The organism is Citrobacter sp. Cf136, from assembly GCF_030333815.1.
Classification (GTDB): domain Bacteria; phylum Pseudomonadota; class Gammaproteobacteria; order Enterobacterales; family Enterobacteriaceae; genus Citrobacter; species Citrobacter freundii.
Genome location: NZ_JAOWFE010000037.1, coordinates 89,219 through 104,867 on the forward strand (window position 1 = coordinate 89,219; position 15,649 = coordinate 104,867).

The 15,649-nt window shown below is 47.5% G+C and carries 14 protein-coding genes and 1 tRNA gene; 6 read left to right on the forward strand and 9 right to left on the reverse strand.

All coding sequences use genetic code 11. From position 1 onward, the window contains the following. Positions 1-163 precede the first annotated feature (163 nt). The 4 genes from OGV98_RS14305 (at position 164) to OGV98_RS14320 (ending at position 4,365) form a co-directional block, all read left to right on the forward strand. A complete protein-coding gene (locus tag OGV98_RS14305; protein ID WP_286551635.1) occupies positions 164-1,612 on the forward strand; it encodes an EAL domain-containing protein in 1,449 nt (482 codons plus the stop codon). A 192-nt stretch (positions 1,613-1,804) separates the two neighbouring features. Continuing rightward, positions 1,805-2,269, forward strand: coding sequence for a methyltransferase family protein (locus OGV98_RS14310; protein ID WP_202580745.1), 465 nt, complete (start codon positions 1,805-1,807; stop codon positions 2,267-2,269). A 164-nt stretch (positions 2,270-2,433) separates the two neighbouring features. After that, positions 2,434-2,509, forward strand: a tRNA-Thr gene (locus tag OGV98_RS14315). Positions 2,510-2,886: 377 nt separating this feature from the next. Continuing rightward, the gene (locus OGV98_RS14320) at positions 2,887-4,365 is read left to right on the forward strand and encodes a hypothetical protein (RefSeq protein WP_032941279.1); all 1,479 of its coding nucleotides are present in this window, start codon (positions 2,887-2,889) and stop codon (positions 4,363-4,365) included. A gap of 165 nt (positions 4,366-4,530) precedes the next feature. Here OGV98_RS14320 and OGV98_RS14325 read toward each other — a convergent pair whose 3' ends face one another. The 4 genes from OGV98_RS14325 to OGV98_RS14340 all read right to left on the reverse strand — a co-directional run bounded on the left by OGV98_RS14325 (position 4,531) and on the right by OGV98_RS14340 (position 8,951). Continuing rightward, on the reverse strand, positions 4,531-5,712 hold the full coding sequence (locus OGV98_RS14325; RefSeq protein ID WP_279279033.1) for a MalY/PatB family protein: 1,182 nt from the start codon (positions 5,710-5,712) through the stop codon (positions 4,531-4,533). Between the two features lie 12 nt (positions 5,713-5,724). Beyond that, complete coding sequence (gene nhaC / locus OGV98_RS14330) at positions 5,725-7,176, reverse strand: Na+/H+ antiporter NhaC (protein ID WP_003838742.1); 1,452 nt, start codon at positions 7,174-7,176, stop codon at positions 5,725-5,727. Between the two features lie 153 nt (positions 7,177-7,329). Next, a complete protein-coding gene (locus tag OGV98_RS14335) occupies positions 7,330-8,334 on the reverse strand; it encodes a LacI family DNA-binding transcriptional regulator (RefSeq protein WP_202580742.1) in 1,005 nt (334 codons plus the stop codon). Between the two features lie 167 nt (positions 8,335-8,501). Beyond that, on the reverse strand, positions 8,502-8,951 hold the full coding sequence (locus OGV98_RS14340) for a GNAT family N-acetyltransferase (protein WP_003838738.1): 450 nt from the start codon (positions 8,949-8,951) through the stop codon (positions 8,502-8,504). Positions 8,952-9,074: 123 nt separating this feature from the next. On the opposite strand from OGV98_RS14340, the gene pdxR reads away from it, so the two are divergent. Together pdxR and OGV98_RS14350 are read left to right on the forward strand one after the other, a co-directional pair. Further along, the gene (gene pdxR, locus OGV98_RS14345) at positions 9,075-10,544 is read left to right on the forward strand and encodes a MocR-like pyridoxine biosynthesis transcription factor PdxR (protein ID WP_057101188.1); all 1,470 of its coding nucleotides are present in this window, start codon (positions 9,075-9,077) and stop codon (positions 10,542-10,544) included. Between the two features lie 192 nt (positions 10,545-10,736). After that, a complete protein-coding gene (locus OGV98_RS14350) occupies positions 10,737-11,450 on the forward strand; it encodes a GNAT family N-acetyltransferase (RefSeq protein WP_071696922.1) in 714 nt (237 codons plus the stop codon). Between the two features lie 52 nt (positions 11,451-11,502). On the opposite strand, the gene cbdX is transcribed toward OGV98_RS14350, so the two are convergent. The 5 genes from cbdX to hyaE form a co-directional block, all read right to left on the reverse strand. Further along, positions 11,503-11,592, reverse strand: a complete 90-nt coding sequence (gene cbdX, locus OGV98_RS14355; protein WP_003838732.1) for a cytochrome bd-II oxidase subunit CbdX — start codon at positions 11,590-11,592, stop codon at positions 11,503-11,505. A gap of 13 nt (positions 11,593-11,605) precedes the next feature. Next, positions 11,606-12,742, reverse strand: a complete 1,137-nt coding sequence (gene appB / locus OGV98_RS14360) for a cytochrome d ubiquinol oxidase subunit II (protein WP_003838730.1) — start codon at positions 12,740-12,742, stop codon at positions 11,606-11,608. A gap of 11 nt (positions 12,743-12,753) precedes the next feature. Continuing rightward, positions 12,754-14,298: a cytochrome bd-II oxidase subunit 1 gene (gene appC, locus OGV98_RS14365; protein WP_016149645.1), complete on the reverse strand. Its 1,545-nt coding sequence runs from the start codon at positions 14,296-14,298 to the stop codon at positions 12,754-12,756. A gap of 88 nt (positions 14,299-14,386) precedes the next feature. Continuing rightward, positions 14,387-15,244, reverse strand: a complete 858-nt coding sequence (locus OGV98_RS14370; RefSeq protein ID WP_032937039.1) for a hydrogenase expression/formation protein — start codon at positions 15,242-15,244, stop codon at positions 14,387-14,389. Next, entirely contained in the window at positions 15,241-15,645 is a 405-nt protein-coding gene (hyaE, locus tag OGV98_RS14375) for a hydrogenase-1 operon protein HyaE (RefSeq protein ID WP_202580741.1), read from the reverse strand. Before hyaE ends, OGV98_RS14370 begins: the two co-directional genes overlap by 4 nt. Positions 15,646-15,649: the final 4 nt, after the last annotated feature.

Genomic DNA, 15,649 nt, shown 5'->3' on the forward strand with positions numbered 1-15,649 from the left:
TATGGATAATTGTGATTATAAACTCTGAAATTACGTGACATGGCTTATGGATAAAGTTAATTCACGAACCGCCTTATAATTGCTGGAGGCTGAAGGTGTTGTATATTCTCTCGTGTATATAACGAGGGACCTGCTATGCCATAAATTTAAGTTGGTGGTAACTATGAATACGAAAAAGGTTTTTCTGCTCAGTTATGATATTTTTCTTTTCTCAGGGATAAAAGCGTGGCTGCCAAATCTGGTACTGGTTGATGCGCGATCATTTATTTCTGGTACACAGTCAGTTATTCCACGATACCCGTCCTGTTTGCTGGTGATCGATAACCGGTTACCATTGCTACTGGTCAGGAAATGGTTTCAGAGAAATAGCACGCAGTTTATCAACATCAACTGTATTGTTCTTCGGATGAATGAAACTCGTTCTGTTAATCGAGGATACGAGGAGTATGCTTTCATTAATGGACGAGAATTATCTGATCAATTGATTTCTCAGCTAAGAGCCAATTTAATGGCACCCAATGAGGTTGTGGAAGTCACTAAAGGTTCGACGATTTTTGATTTTCATTTGACTGAATTTGAAGAGGAAATGTTGTATTCATCATTCACAAAAGAAAAATTGCACGACTTTTGTATTGCTAACTCACTAACAACTAAGTCAGTGTATCGATATCGGGAGCGGATAACCGCACGTCTGGGATTTTCTCATTTTAATGAAACTATCATTTTTTTAACCAGGAATAATTTATTGCATGAAGGTTATCCGACAAACAGTCATCCTGGTGAGAATGTAATTTATGGTGATGCATATGATGTTTCAGATTCTGGCCGACTGAGTATGGCAATAAGGAATGAAGAAATCATTCCTTATTTTCAGCCCATCGTAAATATCAATGGGGACGTCTGTGGTGTTGAGGTTTTGGCTCGGTGGCCACAGGGCCATAATTATGCGATTTCTCAGCGTGAGTTTATACCTCTGGCTGAAAAAAGTGGCTTAATGAATGAGTTAACGAGCTATTTAATGACCACCGTCGCGCGTAATCTGGTTGACGGAAGCGAGGATATCAATAAAACGCTATTCGTCTCCTTTAATGTCAGTCCATCAGGTTTAAGTAATCCTGTTTTTTATTGGGAATGCCTTAACTTTATGGAGATAACGCAAAGACTACCGATAAAATTAATGATTGAAATAACCGAAAATCAGACTCTAACGATCACTCCAGCTATCAAAGAGCTGATACGATCGTTGCGAAACAGAGGGGTACTGTTTGCTTTAGATGATTTTGGCACGGGATACGCTAATCTCTGCTATCTCAATGAGTTAGACCTGGATGTAATCAAAATTGATAAAACGTTCATCAAGGCTATTAAAGAAGTTGAGCAACATATCCCTATGCTCGAGTCAATCATTCATCTTTCCGGGCTCCTGGGATTACGCATGGTGGCGGAAGGCGTTGAATATGGCTATCAGCAGCAATGGTTGCGGAAAAATAATGTGGATTACCTGCAAGGTTATCAATTTTTACCGCCAGTGATGTTTGATGATTTTATGCGTTTTTACAAGCAGTCTGTAGGGCTGTTTGAATCAGCGTCGGATTCAACTTTTTCAGCGTAAACCTGTCGGGAACATCAGGGGCGGATGCCTCTGATGCCGGTTTTTTTGCCGAGGTTGGTACTACAGATCCTGCCTGTCTGGTGAAGACGATAGCCAGTTCTGAGTGAAACATTGTTTGTTTATGTGTCTTTTACAGGGTATTTATAGCGGTATCAGCGTTAATCAAACCGCTTCCGAGGTTAGTCTATAGCCATGCGTCATTTCCTGACAAAATTAAGAGTCTGGCTTCCACCACCACTCATCTTAATATTATTCCTCATCGCGGATGCGTTGACGGCGATCCTGCGTTTCACATTTGGCGCGGCGACTATTGTAATAAGTGCATTGTTGGCTAGCGCCAGTTTGGCGATGATACTGCATACCGCGTGGCAGATGCGGAAGAAACGTACGACGCTAAACCCACTGCATGCAGAGAAATCGACCACGCTTGTTACTGGCGGATGTTATGCCTGGAGCCGCAATCCAATCTATCTTGGAATGAGTGGACTCCAGTTAGCTTTTGCTCTCTACGTCGGTAGCCTGATTGGAATATTGGTTGCACCACTGTTTATGCTGGCGGTTGCCAGATTGCACATTGATTTTGAAGAGGAACAACTGCGAAAACATTTCGGGCTGGAATGGAAACACTATGAGCAGCGTGTTCGCCGCTGGTTATAGCGTTCCCTTGCTGCGTACAGGATGCCTGTGACGACACGATTCGTGCGTAATTGAATCCGGATGATGCAAAAATAGGCGTTTGATTCGCAAGGCCATTGACGCGTCGCCCGGTTAGTTTTAACCTTCTACCCCGTGCTCACATTCGTGGACATGTCCTTTTCAGGGCCGATATAGCTCAGTTGGTAGAGCAGCGCATTCGTAATGCGAAGGTCGTAGGTTCGACTCCTATTATCGGCACCACCTTTTCTCGTAAAATCATCAAGTTACTATTGCAGTGTTTTGCTTTGTTCAGCACTAATGTGCATTTTGCGCGTTGCGGATGTGACAAAATTGAGGCAACTGATGATCAATATATTTGTTTCAATGAGTTGAACAATGCAAAGTGGGAGTTTTGTAAGACGTGCAATCGCAGGTCCTCGCCATTCTGTGAGCGGAGGTTTTAGCTCCGAATTACATGAAAACCACAATTTTACTTAGGGATGGGGTGATTTTACATGAATAAGAACATTTACCTAGAAAAAACAAACGACTAACATAAACTTCTTGGCAGAAATCCTTGTCATCTTGCGCTGTATTTTTTAATCTATCTTCAATATCTACCAGAAGATAGGCCCCTCATGAAATTCCAGGACATTGCTACTTTTTCCGGAAATATTCTCACCTTTTTGGGATTGCCAGCACTGATTTTTTTTAATTTTTCCTCTTTTTTGTTTTTTCTGAATGAATGGAAGATTCCTTTCATATGTGGTTCTGTTGTCATTCTAATAACTACATTAATTTATCATCGAAAAAAAAGACGTTATCCCAACAAGTCGAGTTGTTTCTCATTGCTTGTGTTGTTTTTTGCAATGGGTTGTGCGATTTTCTACCAACCATATCCTGAATTTGCACAGATAAGCATTTCTGGCTTCTATAATGAAAAAGATGGGGGGTGGAACAGTAGTAATACAGATGAAAATGCTTATGACATCACTCACCAGATGGAGGAGACATGGAAAAGGGCCACATCTAAAGAGAATCCTTCATTCCAATTTGTGCCCCCGTTTGCGGTTGAGAACTGGCAATTTCCGACATTGTTTTTGACTCATCGTTCTAAACAGCAAATAATTAATTTGGCTGAAGCGAATTCTCGCTCAGTCGTAACGTTGGTAGGGTTTACACGTGATAATAAAATAGAGAAAATCCACTATAGTTTGAACGGGAAGTTGTTATCACCCAATGCGCATAGCATTAATTTAGAGAGTAGATGGTTTAATCAGATTTTTGATAAAATTATTTCGCAATCACAGTTAACTGATGCTCAAAAGCGAGAGATAATAGCTAAGATCCTCTTCATTGATATAAATGCCCGTACACTAAGTGCCCGAAAAGATGAAATGGACGCTATTGGTATGGCTAACCTGGTCGTAAAGATAAGGAGTGAGGTCATTGATTTAAAAGGGAGATATCCTTTTATAGACGATGAGCTCAACTTTTTGATGGCTGGTCTGACAGCTTCTTTCGTAGATGTTTATAGTGCAGAACTATCTGATGACGTCGCTGCTGGGTTTTTAGTGCAGGCACTCAGCTTTCATCCTTATTATCCTTATCCAGATAAGGAGAGTTTTCAACGCGCTTATGTCAAAAATAGTTATGATAAATGGAAACTAACTAATGACGCTGAAAATGATGTGACTTTATTGAGCCACCTGGCGCAGTTGACATATTTTATAGAAGATACTAAGGAAAAAGAAAAGATCATTGATGACTTTAAAAATCAGGTTTTTCTTCAAAACCAATCGCCTACGATTTTTTATTCAATGCTAGAAATGATCAAAACCAGTAATTCACTGCTTGATATACCAGTTAAACAAATTCATGAAATTAAAGAAATAGAAGATTATACGGATAATTTTCTTTATCAACATCCAGGCATGGATGATGAATTCATTGAGTTAAAAAGCGCATTGTTATACGGTGTATGCCATACCTGGTATGTTAATCATAATCGAAAAAAAGATGCTTCAAGGTTATTGAGAAAATTCACAAATATTGTGGATAATAATCCTAATGTGTTGCATTTTTTAATGAAAATGAAACAAGAGGATAGTGAATGAAAATAATAGTGCCTGAATCCTCGTTTTAGCTTGTAATAGCAAAAACGCGCTTAGACGCCCCTGTCTGTTGGTGGCTAACTGGTACTATATCACTTGGTTTTTCATTAAAATGGCTGATAATATCGAGCGGCCCTGCGCCAGGGCCGATTCGTTTACTGAGCAGATTTAGCAAGATGTAAATGCAATACGCTTCAACCCCTCTACTGCTTTTTCGAGGTAGGCGCGTGGACATCCCATGTTCAGGCGGATAAAACCTTTTCCAGCAGGACCAAAGCTATTTCCCATTGAAGGCGCAATACCGGCAACATCAAGCATTACCCATTTGAGCTGCTCATCATCCAGTCCAAGCGCTTTGCAATCTATCCACAGTAGATAAGTTGCCTGGGAAGGAACAACCCGAGCCCACGGGAGATGTTCATCAATTTGTTGAATAAACCAGCGTCGATTTTCAGCCAGATAGCCAAGTAACTCGTCTAACCATGGTGCACCATGTTGCCATGCTGCCGTACTCGCTTCGACGGATAGCGCATTGAATACATCCAGCCCATGTGCATCCAGACGGCGTAAAAAGTGTTCACGCAATGCCGGTGCCGGTATCAGAAAATTAGCAATACGCAATGTCGACAAACCAAACGTTTTACTGGCTGAAGTGGCTGAAATTATACGCGAATGCCAGCGTTCTCCCAGATGCAGAACTGAAGTAAATTGTTCTCCAGGAAGCAATAAATCTGCCCATATTTCATCAGACAGCAACGTCACATCATAGGTTTCGCACAGCGTAAGTAGCTGTTCCAGCTCCTGAACAGACCAACAACGGCCGGTTGGGTTATGCGGATTACATAAAATCATCAACGGTGGACGTTCAGTCCGGAATAACATTTCCAGGTGAGCAAAATCCATTTGATAACCGGTAGCCGGGTCCTCATACAACGGATTTTCCAGCAACTGTCTGCCGTTCAAAGAGATAATTTTAGCGAATGAGCCATAATAAGGCCCCTGAACGACCACACCTTCACCGGGTTGGCTCAGCATTTGTACGAGTAGCGATAATCCCGGAACAACACCTTCAATACTGCAGATCCACTCTTGCTTGATTTCCAGCTGATGCCGGGTTGAGAGCCATGAGATTAATGAATCAAAGTAGCTTTGTGGCCGTTCGCTGTAACCAAAAATACCGTGCCCGACGCGGTGAGTTAAAGCCTCCTGAACAGCGGGCGGGCAAGTAAAGTCAAAATCAGACACCCACATTGGCAACAGTTGATGTGTATCCTCGCCGAAATATCGCGCCATAAAGTCCCATTTCAGCGATGCGGTATCGTGGCGATCGATAATCTTATTAAAATCCATTACATGCTCTCCCTATTCTGTTGCCGTAATATTTTTTTCTGTTTCTGTCACTGATGGCGCCTTCGCAATACCGATTCCCGTGAAGCCGTAAATCAAGGCGAAGAAGATTGCGGCATAGCACTGAATCGCCCATGGCAATAAATCCAGTGTGCTCACTCCTAATGTTGTGGCCATATAAACTCCGGCGGCGGTCCATGGCAACAACGGCTCAATGACGGTGCCAGCGTCTTCAATTGTGCGGGACAGATTTTTGGTATCCAGTCCCATGCGGCGGTATGCGTCTTTAAATAATTCAGCTGGAACCAGAAGAGCCAGCTTGCCGTCGCTTGTCGCTCCGGTAACAAGAAGGGTGGTACCAATGGTTGCCGCAATTAACTGACCGACGCTGTGAATGACCGTCAGTAAGCGGTTAATGATAATGTTGAGTGCGCCCGTTAACGTTAAGGCACCGGCAAAAGAAAATGCGCAAAATACCAGAAGAATAGTGCTCATCATTGAGAACATTCCGCCACGGTTCAGCAGGCGCGGAACATCAGCAATAATGCCCTCACTCCCTTGCGGGAACATAGTAATGTTGAACCCATCTATAAAGGCATCCAGCCCCTGCTTGATGCTGAGTCCTTGCATGACAACGCCCAGAATCAGGGCTAATACGCATGCGCTCAGCATTAAAGGAATGACCGGCTTTTTACGAATCGCGCCCCACAACACAATAACCGGTGGCAAAATCAGAATGATATTGAAGTGGTATAGCGACTCCAGAGCGTTGACAATATCGGTAACCCGTTGCGGCGTGGCGACCTCGCCGAGCATATTGCTGTGGCCCGCAATAAGATAAACCACGGCGGCAAGCAGAAAGCTGGGAATAGTGGTCCACAATAAGTGCTGGATATGCTCGAAAAGGGTGGTATCTGCGACAATGGCCGCAAAGTTGGTGGAGTCTGACAACGGCGATATCTTGTCACCGAAGTAAGCGCCAGAAACAACGGCACCTGCCGCTGCTGCCAATGAGACATCCAGTCCGGCGGCAACCCCCATCAGCGCTACGCCAACCGTTCCGGCGGAACCCCAGGAGGTTCCGGTACACACCGATACGACGCTGGTCAAAAAGAACGCGGCGATGAGAATGTATTCGGGGCTGATGAGTTTAAGTCCCCAGTACACCATGTAAGGGATGGTGCCGCTGAACATCCATGTACCAATCAGGCCGCCAACACAGATAAGAATCATGATAACCGGCATTGCTTTGGCGAGTTTATCCACCACCGAATTAATGATGTCTTCCCAGCAATACCCTTGCCACCAGGCCATGCCCGCGGCGACTGCAGCAGAACAAAGCAATAAAGGTTCAATACGTAGCCCCATGATGCCGTAGCCAATAATTAACAGCAGTAGCATGGCTAAAATAGGGATCACTGCCAGTCCAAATGAGAGTGCTTTTTTCTGATTTTGAGAGGCATTCATTCATGAATCTCCAGTCTGTAAGGTCGCTCAAGAGTAGAGAACACTCTTTTGTCTGACTGTGATCGTTCATTGGCCCTCATGTAAGCGATTACATGAGGGCGCTAAATTTGAAGTCGATCACAACTCAGGGTCTTGACGATTTACGCATTGATTTCAGAGAGAGGGGGGAAGAACAGAATCGCGGATCACCAGCTCTGCAGTGAAACTATTCACGCTGGGACGCTGAGTTGCGCCCTTAAAAAGCTGTATCGCCAGCTGCGAAGCGCAGCGAGCCATGCGCTCAACGGGATAATGCATTGTTGTGAGTGCAGGGTAGAGATAGCGGGCCATCACCACATCATCAAATCCAACGATCGAAAGCTGTTGCGGAAGTGTAATTCCCTGCTGATGGAGGATGCGCATAATCCCGGCGGCCATCACATCATTAAACGTCACCGCTGCGGTGAAAGGAATGCCGCAATTAAGCAGCTGATGTGCAGCGCGTTCGCCACCTTCTTCATTAAAGGGCACGCTAATCACCCAATTTTTATCTGGCGTAATACCATATTCAGCCAGCGCCTGGCGATAACCTTCCAGCCGCTCACGGCGATCGATAATCGGTAAGTCACTTGTCACGCAGGCAATACAACGGTGTCCTTGCTCCAGGAGGTGTAGCGTGGCTGTTTTAGCTGCTTGACTATTTTCCAGCCACACGCAGCGATTGGCCATCCCGGCAATATAGCGATTTACGACCACCATGGCAGGAAAATGAGCGGCATATCGCAACAGTTCCTTTTCAGACAGTCTACTGGCATGGACCACAATAGCTTCGCAGCCCTGGTTTATCAGGAAATCGAGTCCTGATTTTTCCATTCCTTCATCGTGGCCGCCGCTGCATACCATCAGCCGAAACTGCTGCTGGCGTGATACTTCTTCCACGCCTCGGGCAAGCCTGGCAAAAAAGGGATCGGCAAGATTGCCGGTCAATAACCCGAGCATGTCACCGCTGCGTTTCGCTAATGCAATAGCGGCAGCATTGCGATGATAGTTCAGTTCGCGCATGGATTTTTCAACACGCTCACGCGTCACGGGTTCAACCCATGCGGTTTGATTAATAACACGTGAAACTGTTGCGGTGGACACTCCCGCTGACTCTGCAACATCTTTTATCGTTGCCATGCTGGCTCTTTACCTTTTTAATTCTTAAGAATTTGCTTATCGCTGGTTTTTTTCCTTATCTTATTCAGGTTGGGGGGATTTGTCACCGATACATCCTCTGAGTATATCTACTCAGAGGCTTATTTTTAGTATTTAATTATTCAATACTATCCTGAGTATTATTATACTTACATACGATATTCGATCATCCCGCTCTTTTTGGCCACCCAGTCATACAGACGTTGCCCACGGAGATTGGTTTCATGCGTATGCCAGTATAATCTTGACGCGTGATGTTTTTTGGCTTGTTGTTGGACATATTCGATAAGTTGTTTACCGATGTGTTGGCCGCGTACATCTTCGCTAACAAATAAATCTTCGAGATAGCAATAGTTTGATTCTGCCCAGGTTGAGCGGTGAAAGAGATAATGAACCAGTCCCACTATTTTCCCATCATATTTTGCAACAGCACAATAAACAGGTTCGCTCGGGGTAAAGAAACGCTCCCACGTTAATTTTGTTACTTCATCTGAAATTATAGTGCGGTAAAATGTTTGATAGTTTATCCATAAAGGAAGCCAGCTGGCGTAGTCTTTTTGTTCTGCACTTTCAATAGTAACGGCATTCATGTTAATCATATATATCCTGATATTTTATACGAGTAATGTGTTAGTATGATGATACTAAGAATTTTATAAACTCTCGTAAAGAGACACTTTCGATATATTGATAGGATCCACTTTAGTATAAAGGTTAATACAATGAAGAAAAACAATGCGCCTTTATTTCAAGGATTTGTTTTAGGAAAAGGTGCGGTTAAGGAGCAGGTTTACCACATCCTCCGCGATCACATCCTCGAAGGGCGATTGCCGCCAGGAACAAAAATGCCGTCAACCAGGGCGTTGTCCGAAATGATGTCAATTTCACGAAACTCAGCGATCGCCGGTTATGACCGGCTATTAGATGAAGGGTATATCCTGACTCGTAAAGGGTCTGGAACGTATGTCTCACATCATATTCCGGATCGGAGTATCAGCAATAGCTATCCAGAGATGGCGTTGGTGGACGTCGTATCGCCTGATGAGCAGGTTCACAGCCGAAATAATCCTGCTCGCGATTTATGGTCAAATGAGTATGAAGGGCGCGGCATGAACCGTCTATTTGCAGTTGGTGTCGGGTGTACCGATCTCTTCCCGCATGGGTTATGGGGAAAGCTACTGCAACGAGTCTGGAGACAATCCCGGCATCAACTGGGAGCCCACACTCATCCTTGCGGGTACCTTCCTTTGAGAAAAGCGGTTTGCCGCTACATTAAAACAACGCGTGGAGTGAACTGTAACGAAGATCAAATAATCATCGTAAATGGTATTCAGCAGGCATTGAACATTACTGCACGAGCATTGCTGTCGGCAGGAAATGAAGTTTGGCTGGACGACCCGGGTTACAAAGGCGCCCGCGGAACCTTCATGTCTGTTGGTGCTATGGTGAGGCCGGTACCGGTAGATAGCGAAGGAATGAACGTCCGCTATGGTATTGATCATTTTCCTGACGCTAAGCTGGCCTATGTCGTCCCGTCGGATCAATATCCATTAAGTGGAACGTTGAGTTTATCCCGGCGTTTTGAGTTGCTGGAATGGGCGAAGTCGAATCAGGCATGGATATTTGAAGATGATTATAATAGTGAGTTCCGTTATGCCGACCGTTCTTTACAAGCTCTGCAAGGATTAGATCAGAATCAACGCGTAATCTATGCCGGAACATTTTCTAAAATGATGTACCCGGAATTCCGTTTAGGTTTTTTAGTTGTTCCGCCGGGTTTACAAGAACAGATTATGGTGACCAAATATTATTCCGATCTCGGTACCAGTTATCTTGAACAAGCAGTGATGGCAAATTTTATTGAGGAGGGGCACTATGCCAGTCATGTGCGTCGAATTCGCAAAGCATGCTATGAAAGAAGAACTGCGTTGGTCAATGCTATTCAATACTATCTTGCTGATAAAATGATTATTCAACCTTCAGACTCAGGCGTTCATATCGTATGTTGGTTGCAAAATGGGATGACTGGGAGTGAAGTTGAAGAGAAAGCCAGATTACTAGGGATGGGAATACTATCACTAAGTCGTTATTACCAGAGCGATGTCTCACGACAGGGGATTTTGATTGGTTTTGCAAATCATCCGGTAGAGGCAATTGTTGATGGGATTCGCCGTCTGGCTCAGGTTATTTAACTTATAATTTATTCAGCTCTTAGCATTAATGCAGTAAATACGTTTCTTTTGCTACGTGTAAAAATGTTGCGCCTGTTTTTTGTACAATTAAATAGTGTGGATCTGTTAAAAACACCCATTGTGGTTCTTTTGGACTGTCCAGTTTGATCATACTCTGCGCTGGTTTAGCCCTGTTTTGTAAGAGGTATGGATATGTCGGGCATCTTTAATCAATTTCATCAACCCGTTGGTATGACTTTGTCTGACTGGAAAGGCGCACCCTTTCCACAGGCTCAGCAAATTACAGGTCGCTATTGTAAGCTTGAACGTATTAACGCCGAACGCCATGCAAAAGAGTTGTATGAAGCGTACAGCGAAGCAAGCGATTGTCGTGACTGGACATATCTCGCGGTCGGGCCTTTTGAGACCTTCGATACCTTCCTGGATTATGTAAAAAAGATGGAAGAACAGACCGATCCGATGCATTTTGCTGTGATCGATTTAACCAGTATGAAACCTGTTGGTACGTTTGCACTGATGCGGATTGATCCCTCAAATGGCGTGATCGAAGTTGGCCATGTTTCCTACTCCGTACGCATGAAACGTTCGCGAATCTCAACAGAAGTCATCTCATTGCTTTTAAAGTACGTTTTTGAGGATCTGGGCTATCGCCGTTTTGAATGGAAATGCGATGCTCTCAATGCTCCTTCCCGTGGGGCGGCGGAGCGCTTTGGCTTCAGTTTTGAAGGCATATTTCGTCAGGCTGTCGTCACGCGGGGGCGTAATCGAGATACCGCATGGTACTCAATCATTGACGGTGAGTACCCGTCACTTCGACCGGCCTACGATATGTGGCTCGATGAGCGTAATTTCGATAATCAGGGACGGCAGATTAGGCGTCTTGGCGAGCTGATGGAAAGGGGATAAAAAAGCTCCCCGAATAAACCGGGGAGCCAGAAAGCGTAGCGCCCGTGTAGAATTATCTCTGCCGCGACTCAAGCCAGACCAGCGCCAGCGTGGAGAGTCCGCACATCAGCAGAATGCCGACAAACCAAAACAGATACCACATCGTACAGTCCTCCTTAATAAAGTTCGTGGTTGTGGCGGCGGATCGTTTCTACATTGATGCGCCCGAGCATTTTGTAATAACTCCACACGGTATAAAGCAGAACGATCGGTAGAAAAATCAGCACAATAACCAGCATGATACTGAGTGTCATCTGGCTGGAGGTGCTGTCCCACACCGTCAGGCTGGAGAGCGGATACGCGCTTGAAGGCATCACAAACGGAAACAGGGTGATTCCAGCGGTGAAGATCACGCAGGCCTGGCCCAGTGAAGCAAACAAAAATCCCCATACGGCCCGACGTTGTCCGCAGGCATAGATCGCGAGCATCGGGAAAATCATGCCAAGCAGCGGAATAATTAACAGCAGTGGTGACTGATAAAAGTGCGCCATCCACGCGCCCGGCGAGGTAGTTACTGCTTTTAATAGCGGGTTGGAAGGACCATTAGGATCCTGGCTTAGCAACACATAGCCATCGATCCCCGTCCATAGCCAGTAACCGGCTAACAGAAAGCAGAGCACGACCAGCATCGCGCTGCGGCGGGTAGCAGACAGCGCACGTTGGTGAAGAATGCCGTCGGTCTTCAACTGGAGCCACACGCCCCCTTGCAGAATAACCAGCATCAGGCTTAATGCGCCGCACAGCAGGGCAAAGGGTGAGAGTAACTGCCAGAAGGTGCCCAGGTATTGCACATGAAGCTGTGGAGTGAAGATAAAAGGCACGCCCAAAAAAAGGTTGCCGAACGCGACGCCGAAGATAACTGGAGGGACCAGACTGCCAATCACCAACCCGGTGTCCCACATGGCGCGCCAGCGTGCATTGGCTATTTTTCCACGATAATCAAAGGCCAACGGGCGAAAGAAAAGGGCGCACAGCACCAGAATCATCGCCACATAAAACCCTGAAAATGCCGCGGCATAGACCCGCGGCCAGGCCGCGAATAATGCACCGCCCGCCAGAATGAGCCACACCTGGTTACCTTCCCAGTGCGCTCCGACGCTATTGATTAGTACCCGACGCTCATCATCGTTACGCGCGATCAGCGGCAACAGGCAGCCAACCCCCATATCAAACCCGTCGGTGACCATAAATGCCACCAGGATGATGCCAATCAGCAGCCACCAGATGAGCCGCAACGTTTCATAATCCAACATGATTATCTCCTTTATCCCTGTTGTTGCGCTGGTTGTTGGTTATGCATTGCATCCGGGCCAAGGCGCGCGTATTTCTGCATCAGGTAGACTTCGGCAATTAAAAACAAGGTGTAAAGCGTGAGAATTAGCCCCATGGAGAAGGCCAGTTGGCCTGCGCTTAACGCGGAGTGGGCGTACCAGGTCGGCAAAATATCCTGAATCGCCCACGGCTGGCGGCCAAACTCCGTCATAAACCAGCCCGCTTCAATGGCAATCCACGGTAGCGGCAAGCTCCACAGTGTCATGTGCAGTACCCAGCGATGCTGGTCGATACGCCAGCGTAAGGTCTGTATCAGAGCAATCGCCATCACCAGCAGCAGAAGTGAACCGCATGCAATCATGATGCGAAAACTCCAGAATACCGGTGCTACTTGCGGGATCGCACCGCGTTGCGCGGCCTGATATTGCTCCGGAGTGACATGGTTCATATCAGGTGCGTAGTTCGCCAGCAGGATGCCGTAACCCAGATCTTTCTCCACAGCGTGAAAAGCGTTCAGTACCTGAGGCGTGCGGTTACCTTTGGCGATTTCCTGCATCAGCAGCCACGCTTTCCGACCTCGTTGCAGGCGGGGAAGAGCATCCTCCATCAGATTTTTCAGCCCCGGAACCGGCGTGTCTAAAGAGTGCGTGGCCAGGATGCCCAGCAGAGCCGGTATCTTCACAGCAAAGGCGTTACGTTCTTGCTCCTGCTGCGGCCAGGCGATGACATGAAAGGGCGCGGGTGCCGGTTCGGTTTGCCATTCGCCTTCCATTGCCGCCAGCTTTACCGGCTGGCGTTGGGCAACCTCATAGGCTGAGCTATCACCCAGTTGCAGGGTGCCGAGGATAGCCAGCGTGCCAAAAACGGAACCCACCGCGAAGGAACGCCGGGCGAACTCGCGATTGCGACCGCGCAGCAAATACCAGGCGCTGATGGACATCACAAACATGGCGCCGGTGACATAACCGGACATCACGGTATGCACAAATTTCACCTGGCTGATGGGGTTAAAGACCAGCTCGCTAAAGCTGCTCATCTCCATACGCAGGGTATCAATATTAAAGTGAGCGCCGGTTGGATATTGCATCCAGCCGTTGGCGTTGAGGATCCACAGGGCCGAGATATTGGAACCAAACGCGACCAGCCAGGTGACCATCAGGTGTTGGTATTTGGTTAAGCGCTGCCAGCCGAAGAAGAACAGACCAACAAACGTGGATTCGAGGAAGAAGGCCAGCAGGGCTTCCATTGCCAGAGGCGCGCCAAAAATATCGCCCACATAGTTAGAATAGAGCGACCAGTTAGTACCGAACTGAAACTCCATGGTCAGGCCGGTTGCCACGCCGAGCGCAAAGTTAATCCCGAATAACTTGCCCCAGAAACGTGTCATGTCGCGGTAGACTGTTTTGCCGGTCACCACATAAATGGTTTCCATGATGGCCAGCATAAAAATTAGCCCCAGCGTCAGGGGAACAAACAGAAAATGGTACAGCGCGGTCAGCGCAAACTGCCAACGCGATAAGTCAATGACGTCCCACATGCGAACTCCATCAGGCATTAGAGAGTGAATAGATAAGGAAGAAAACGCCAGACCCGCAGCATAAAAGCATGCGGGCCGGGAGAGGGGGTCAGGCCGGTGGACCGGATGCCAGCCAGCCGCAGACTTCATCCAGGCGCTGGAGCGAGTCGCGAAGATCTTCCGGCGCAGCCTGCACCAGTTCCGGTAATGGACAGATCTCATAACTTTCGAGCAGAAGCCCTTTCAGGGTATCCAGACAGCGCACATGCCAGACATGGCGCAGCGCCGTGGCGTCGATTTGGCTCTCGCCGTAGCCGATAGTGCGGATCTGGATGTGTCCTTCGCCACATAACCGAGCAAGAAACAGGCGATCCGCATCGCTAATTGGCAGTTGTGTGAGGTTAATGCTATGGGGTTGCAAGGCCGGATCGCGCACGTGCGCCAGCAGTTCCTGAGCCAGTGTCAGGCCATTCATTAGCCCGTCCACTGGCGGGGGCAACAGGCTGTCGTCCGGCAGTGTATTGAACGTTGCCGCCAGCCACAGTGCCCGCGGCGCGCTGCCTGCTTCCAGATGCTCCTCCCATTGTCCCTTGTCATTCTGACAACGCACCCGCCAGATGCCGCAGAAAATCGACTCCTGGATCTCGCACGCTCTGCCGTCAGCATGCTGGATGCGCACTGAAACTTCGCCTTCGCCGAGCAGCGTATTCAAAAACGTGAGATCGTCTGCGTTGAGCGCGGATAAATCCCATCCCAGCACGTCCTGTTTGGCGGGAATGCGCCTCCTGAGCTGCTGGCGCACATCGGCTAACAATGCCATCACCGCCGGACTGTGCGGGCAGTTTTCCAGTGATGCCATGCTGGGGTCGCTGTTAACCTGGCAGGTGAGGGGTAAGGGATTCATGCTGAAGCTGTCATCGTCCGGCTGCGTTCCCGGCCCCAGCAGATGAAAAAAAGTGTCGCTCATCGTTCAGACTCCGGCGGCGTGCGTGGTTCAACTAAGGGGCGCATCAGGTTGAGCAGATCGGCCCACGGGTGGATGCCGCTGAGAATGCCGCGCAGCTCACCTTGGATAAACACCAGTGTGGCCGGGAAGCGGAATACGCCAAAACGATCGCCAATCGCCTCGCTATGCTCGAGATCCGCCATGGCGATGTGCCAGTCAAACTGGGGAAACTCGCGGAGCAACTCGGCAATCATCACCGGATTATCGCTGACTTCCGGTGTACGGCGGGGATCGCTACTGAGTAACACCACACCGTTGCGAACGTGGGTTATCCAGTCATCCAGTTCGGGCGCGGTTAGCGGCTGCCAGCCTCGTGCCAGCATACGTTGCCATAGAGCAGGAAAAGGGTTGTCATTCAACATGTTG

Excerpts from the sequence above, each read along its gene's own strand:
- pdxR (WP_057101188.1), top strand. The coding sequence starts at position 9,075 with ATGAAGAAAAACAATGCGCCTTTATTTCAAGGATTTGTTTTAGGAAAA.
- appC (WP_016149645.1), bottom strand. The coding sequence starts at position 14,298 with ATGTGGGACGTCATTGACTTATCGCGTTGGCAGTTTGCGCTGACCGCG.
- cbdX (WP_003838732.1), bottom strand. The coding sequence starts at position 11,592 with ATGTGGTATCTGTTTTGGTTTGTCGGCATTCTGCTGATGTGCGGACTC.
- hyaE (WP_202580741.1), bottom strand. The coding sequence starts at position 15,645 with ATGTTGAATGACAACCCTTTTCCTGCTCTATGGCAACGTATGCTGGCA.
- OGV98_RS14325 (WP_279279033.1), bottom strand. The coding sequence starts at position 5,712 with ATGGATTTTAATAAGATTATCGATCGCCACGATACCGCATCGCTGAAA.
- OGV98_RS14370 (WP_032937039.1), bottom strand. The coding sequence starts at position 15,244 with ATGAGCGACACTTTTTTTCATCTGCTGGGGCCGGGAACGCAGCCGGAC.
- OGV98_RS14305 (WP_286551635.1), top strand. The coding sequence starts at position 164 with ATGAATACGAAAAAGGTTTTTCTGCTCAGTTATGATATTTTTCTTTTC.
- OGV98_RS14320 (WP_032941279.1), top strand. The coding sequence starts at position 2,887 with ATGAAATTCCAGGACATTGCTACTTTTTCCGGAAATATTCTCACCTTT.
- OGV98_RS14310 (WP_202580745.1), top strand. The coding sequence starts at position 1,805 with ATGCGTCATTTCCTGACAAAATTAAGAGTCTGGCTTCCACCACCACTC.
- nhaC (WP_003838742.1), bottom strand. The coding sequence starts at position 7,176 with ATGAATGCCTCTCAAAATCAGAAAAAAGCACTCTCATTTGGACTGGCA.
- OGV98_RS14335 (WP_202580742.1), bottom strand. The coding sequence starts at position 8,334 with ATGGCAACGATAAAAGATGTTGCAGAGTCAGCGGGAGTGTCCACCGCA.
- OGV98_RS14350 (WP_071696922.1), top strand. The coding sequence starts at position 10,737 with ATGTCGGGCATCTTTAATCAATTTCATCAACCCGTTGGTATGACTTTG.
- OGV98_RS14340 (WP_003838738.1), bottom strand. The coding sequence starts at position 8,951 with ATGATTAACATGAATGCCGTTACTATTGAAAGTGCAGAACAAAAAGAC.
- appB (WP_003838730.1), bottom strand. The coding sequence starts at position 12,742 with ATGTTGGATTATGAAACGTTGCGGCTCATCTGGTGGCTGCTGATTGGC.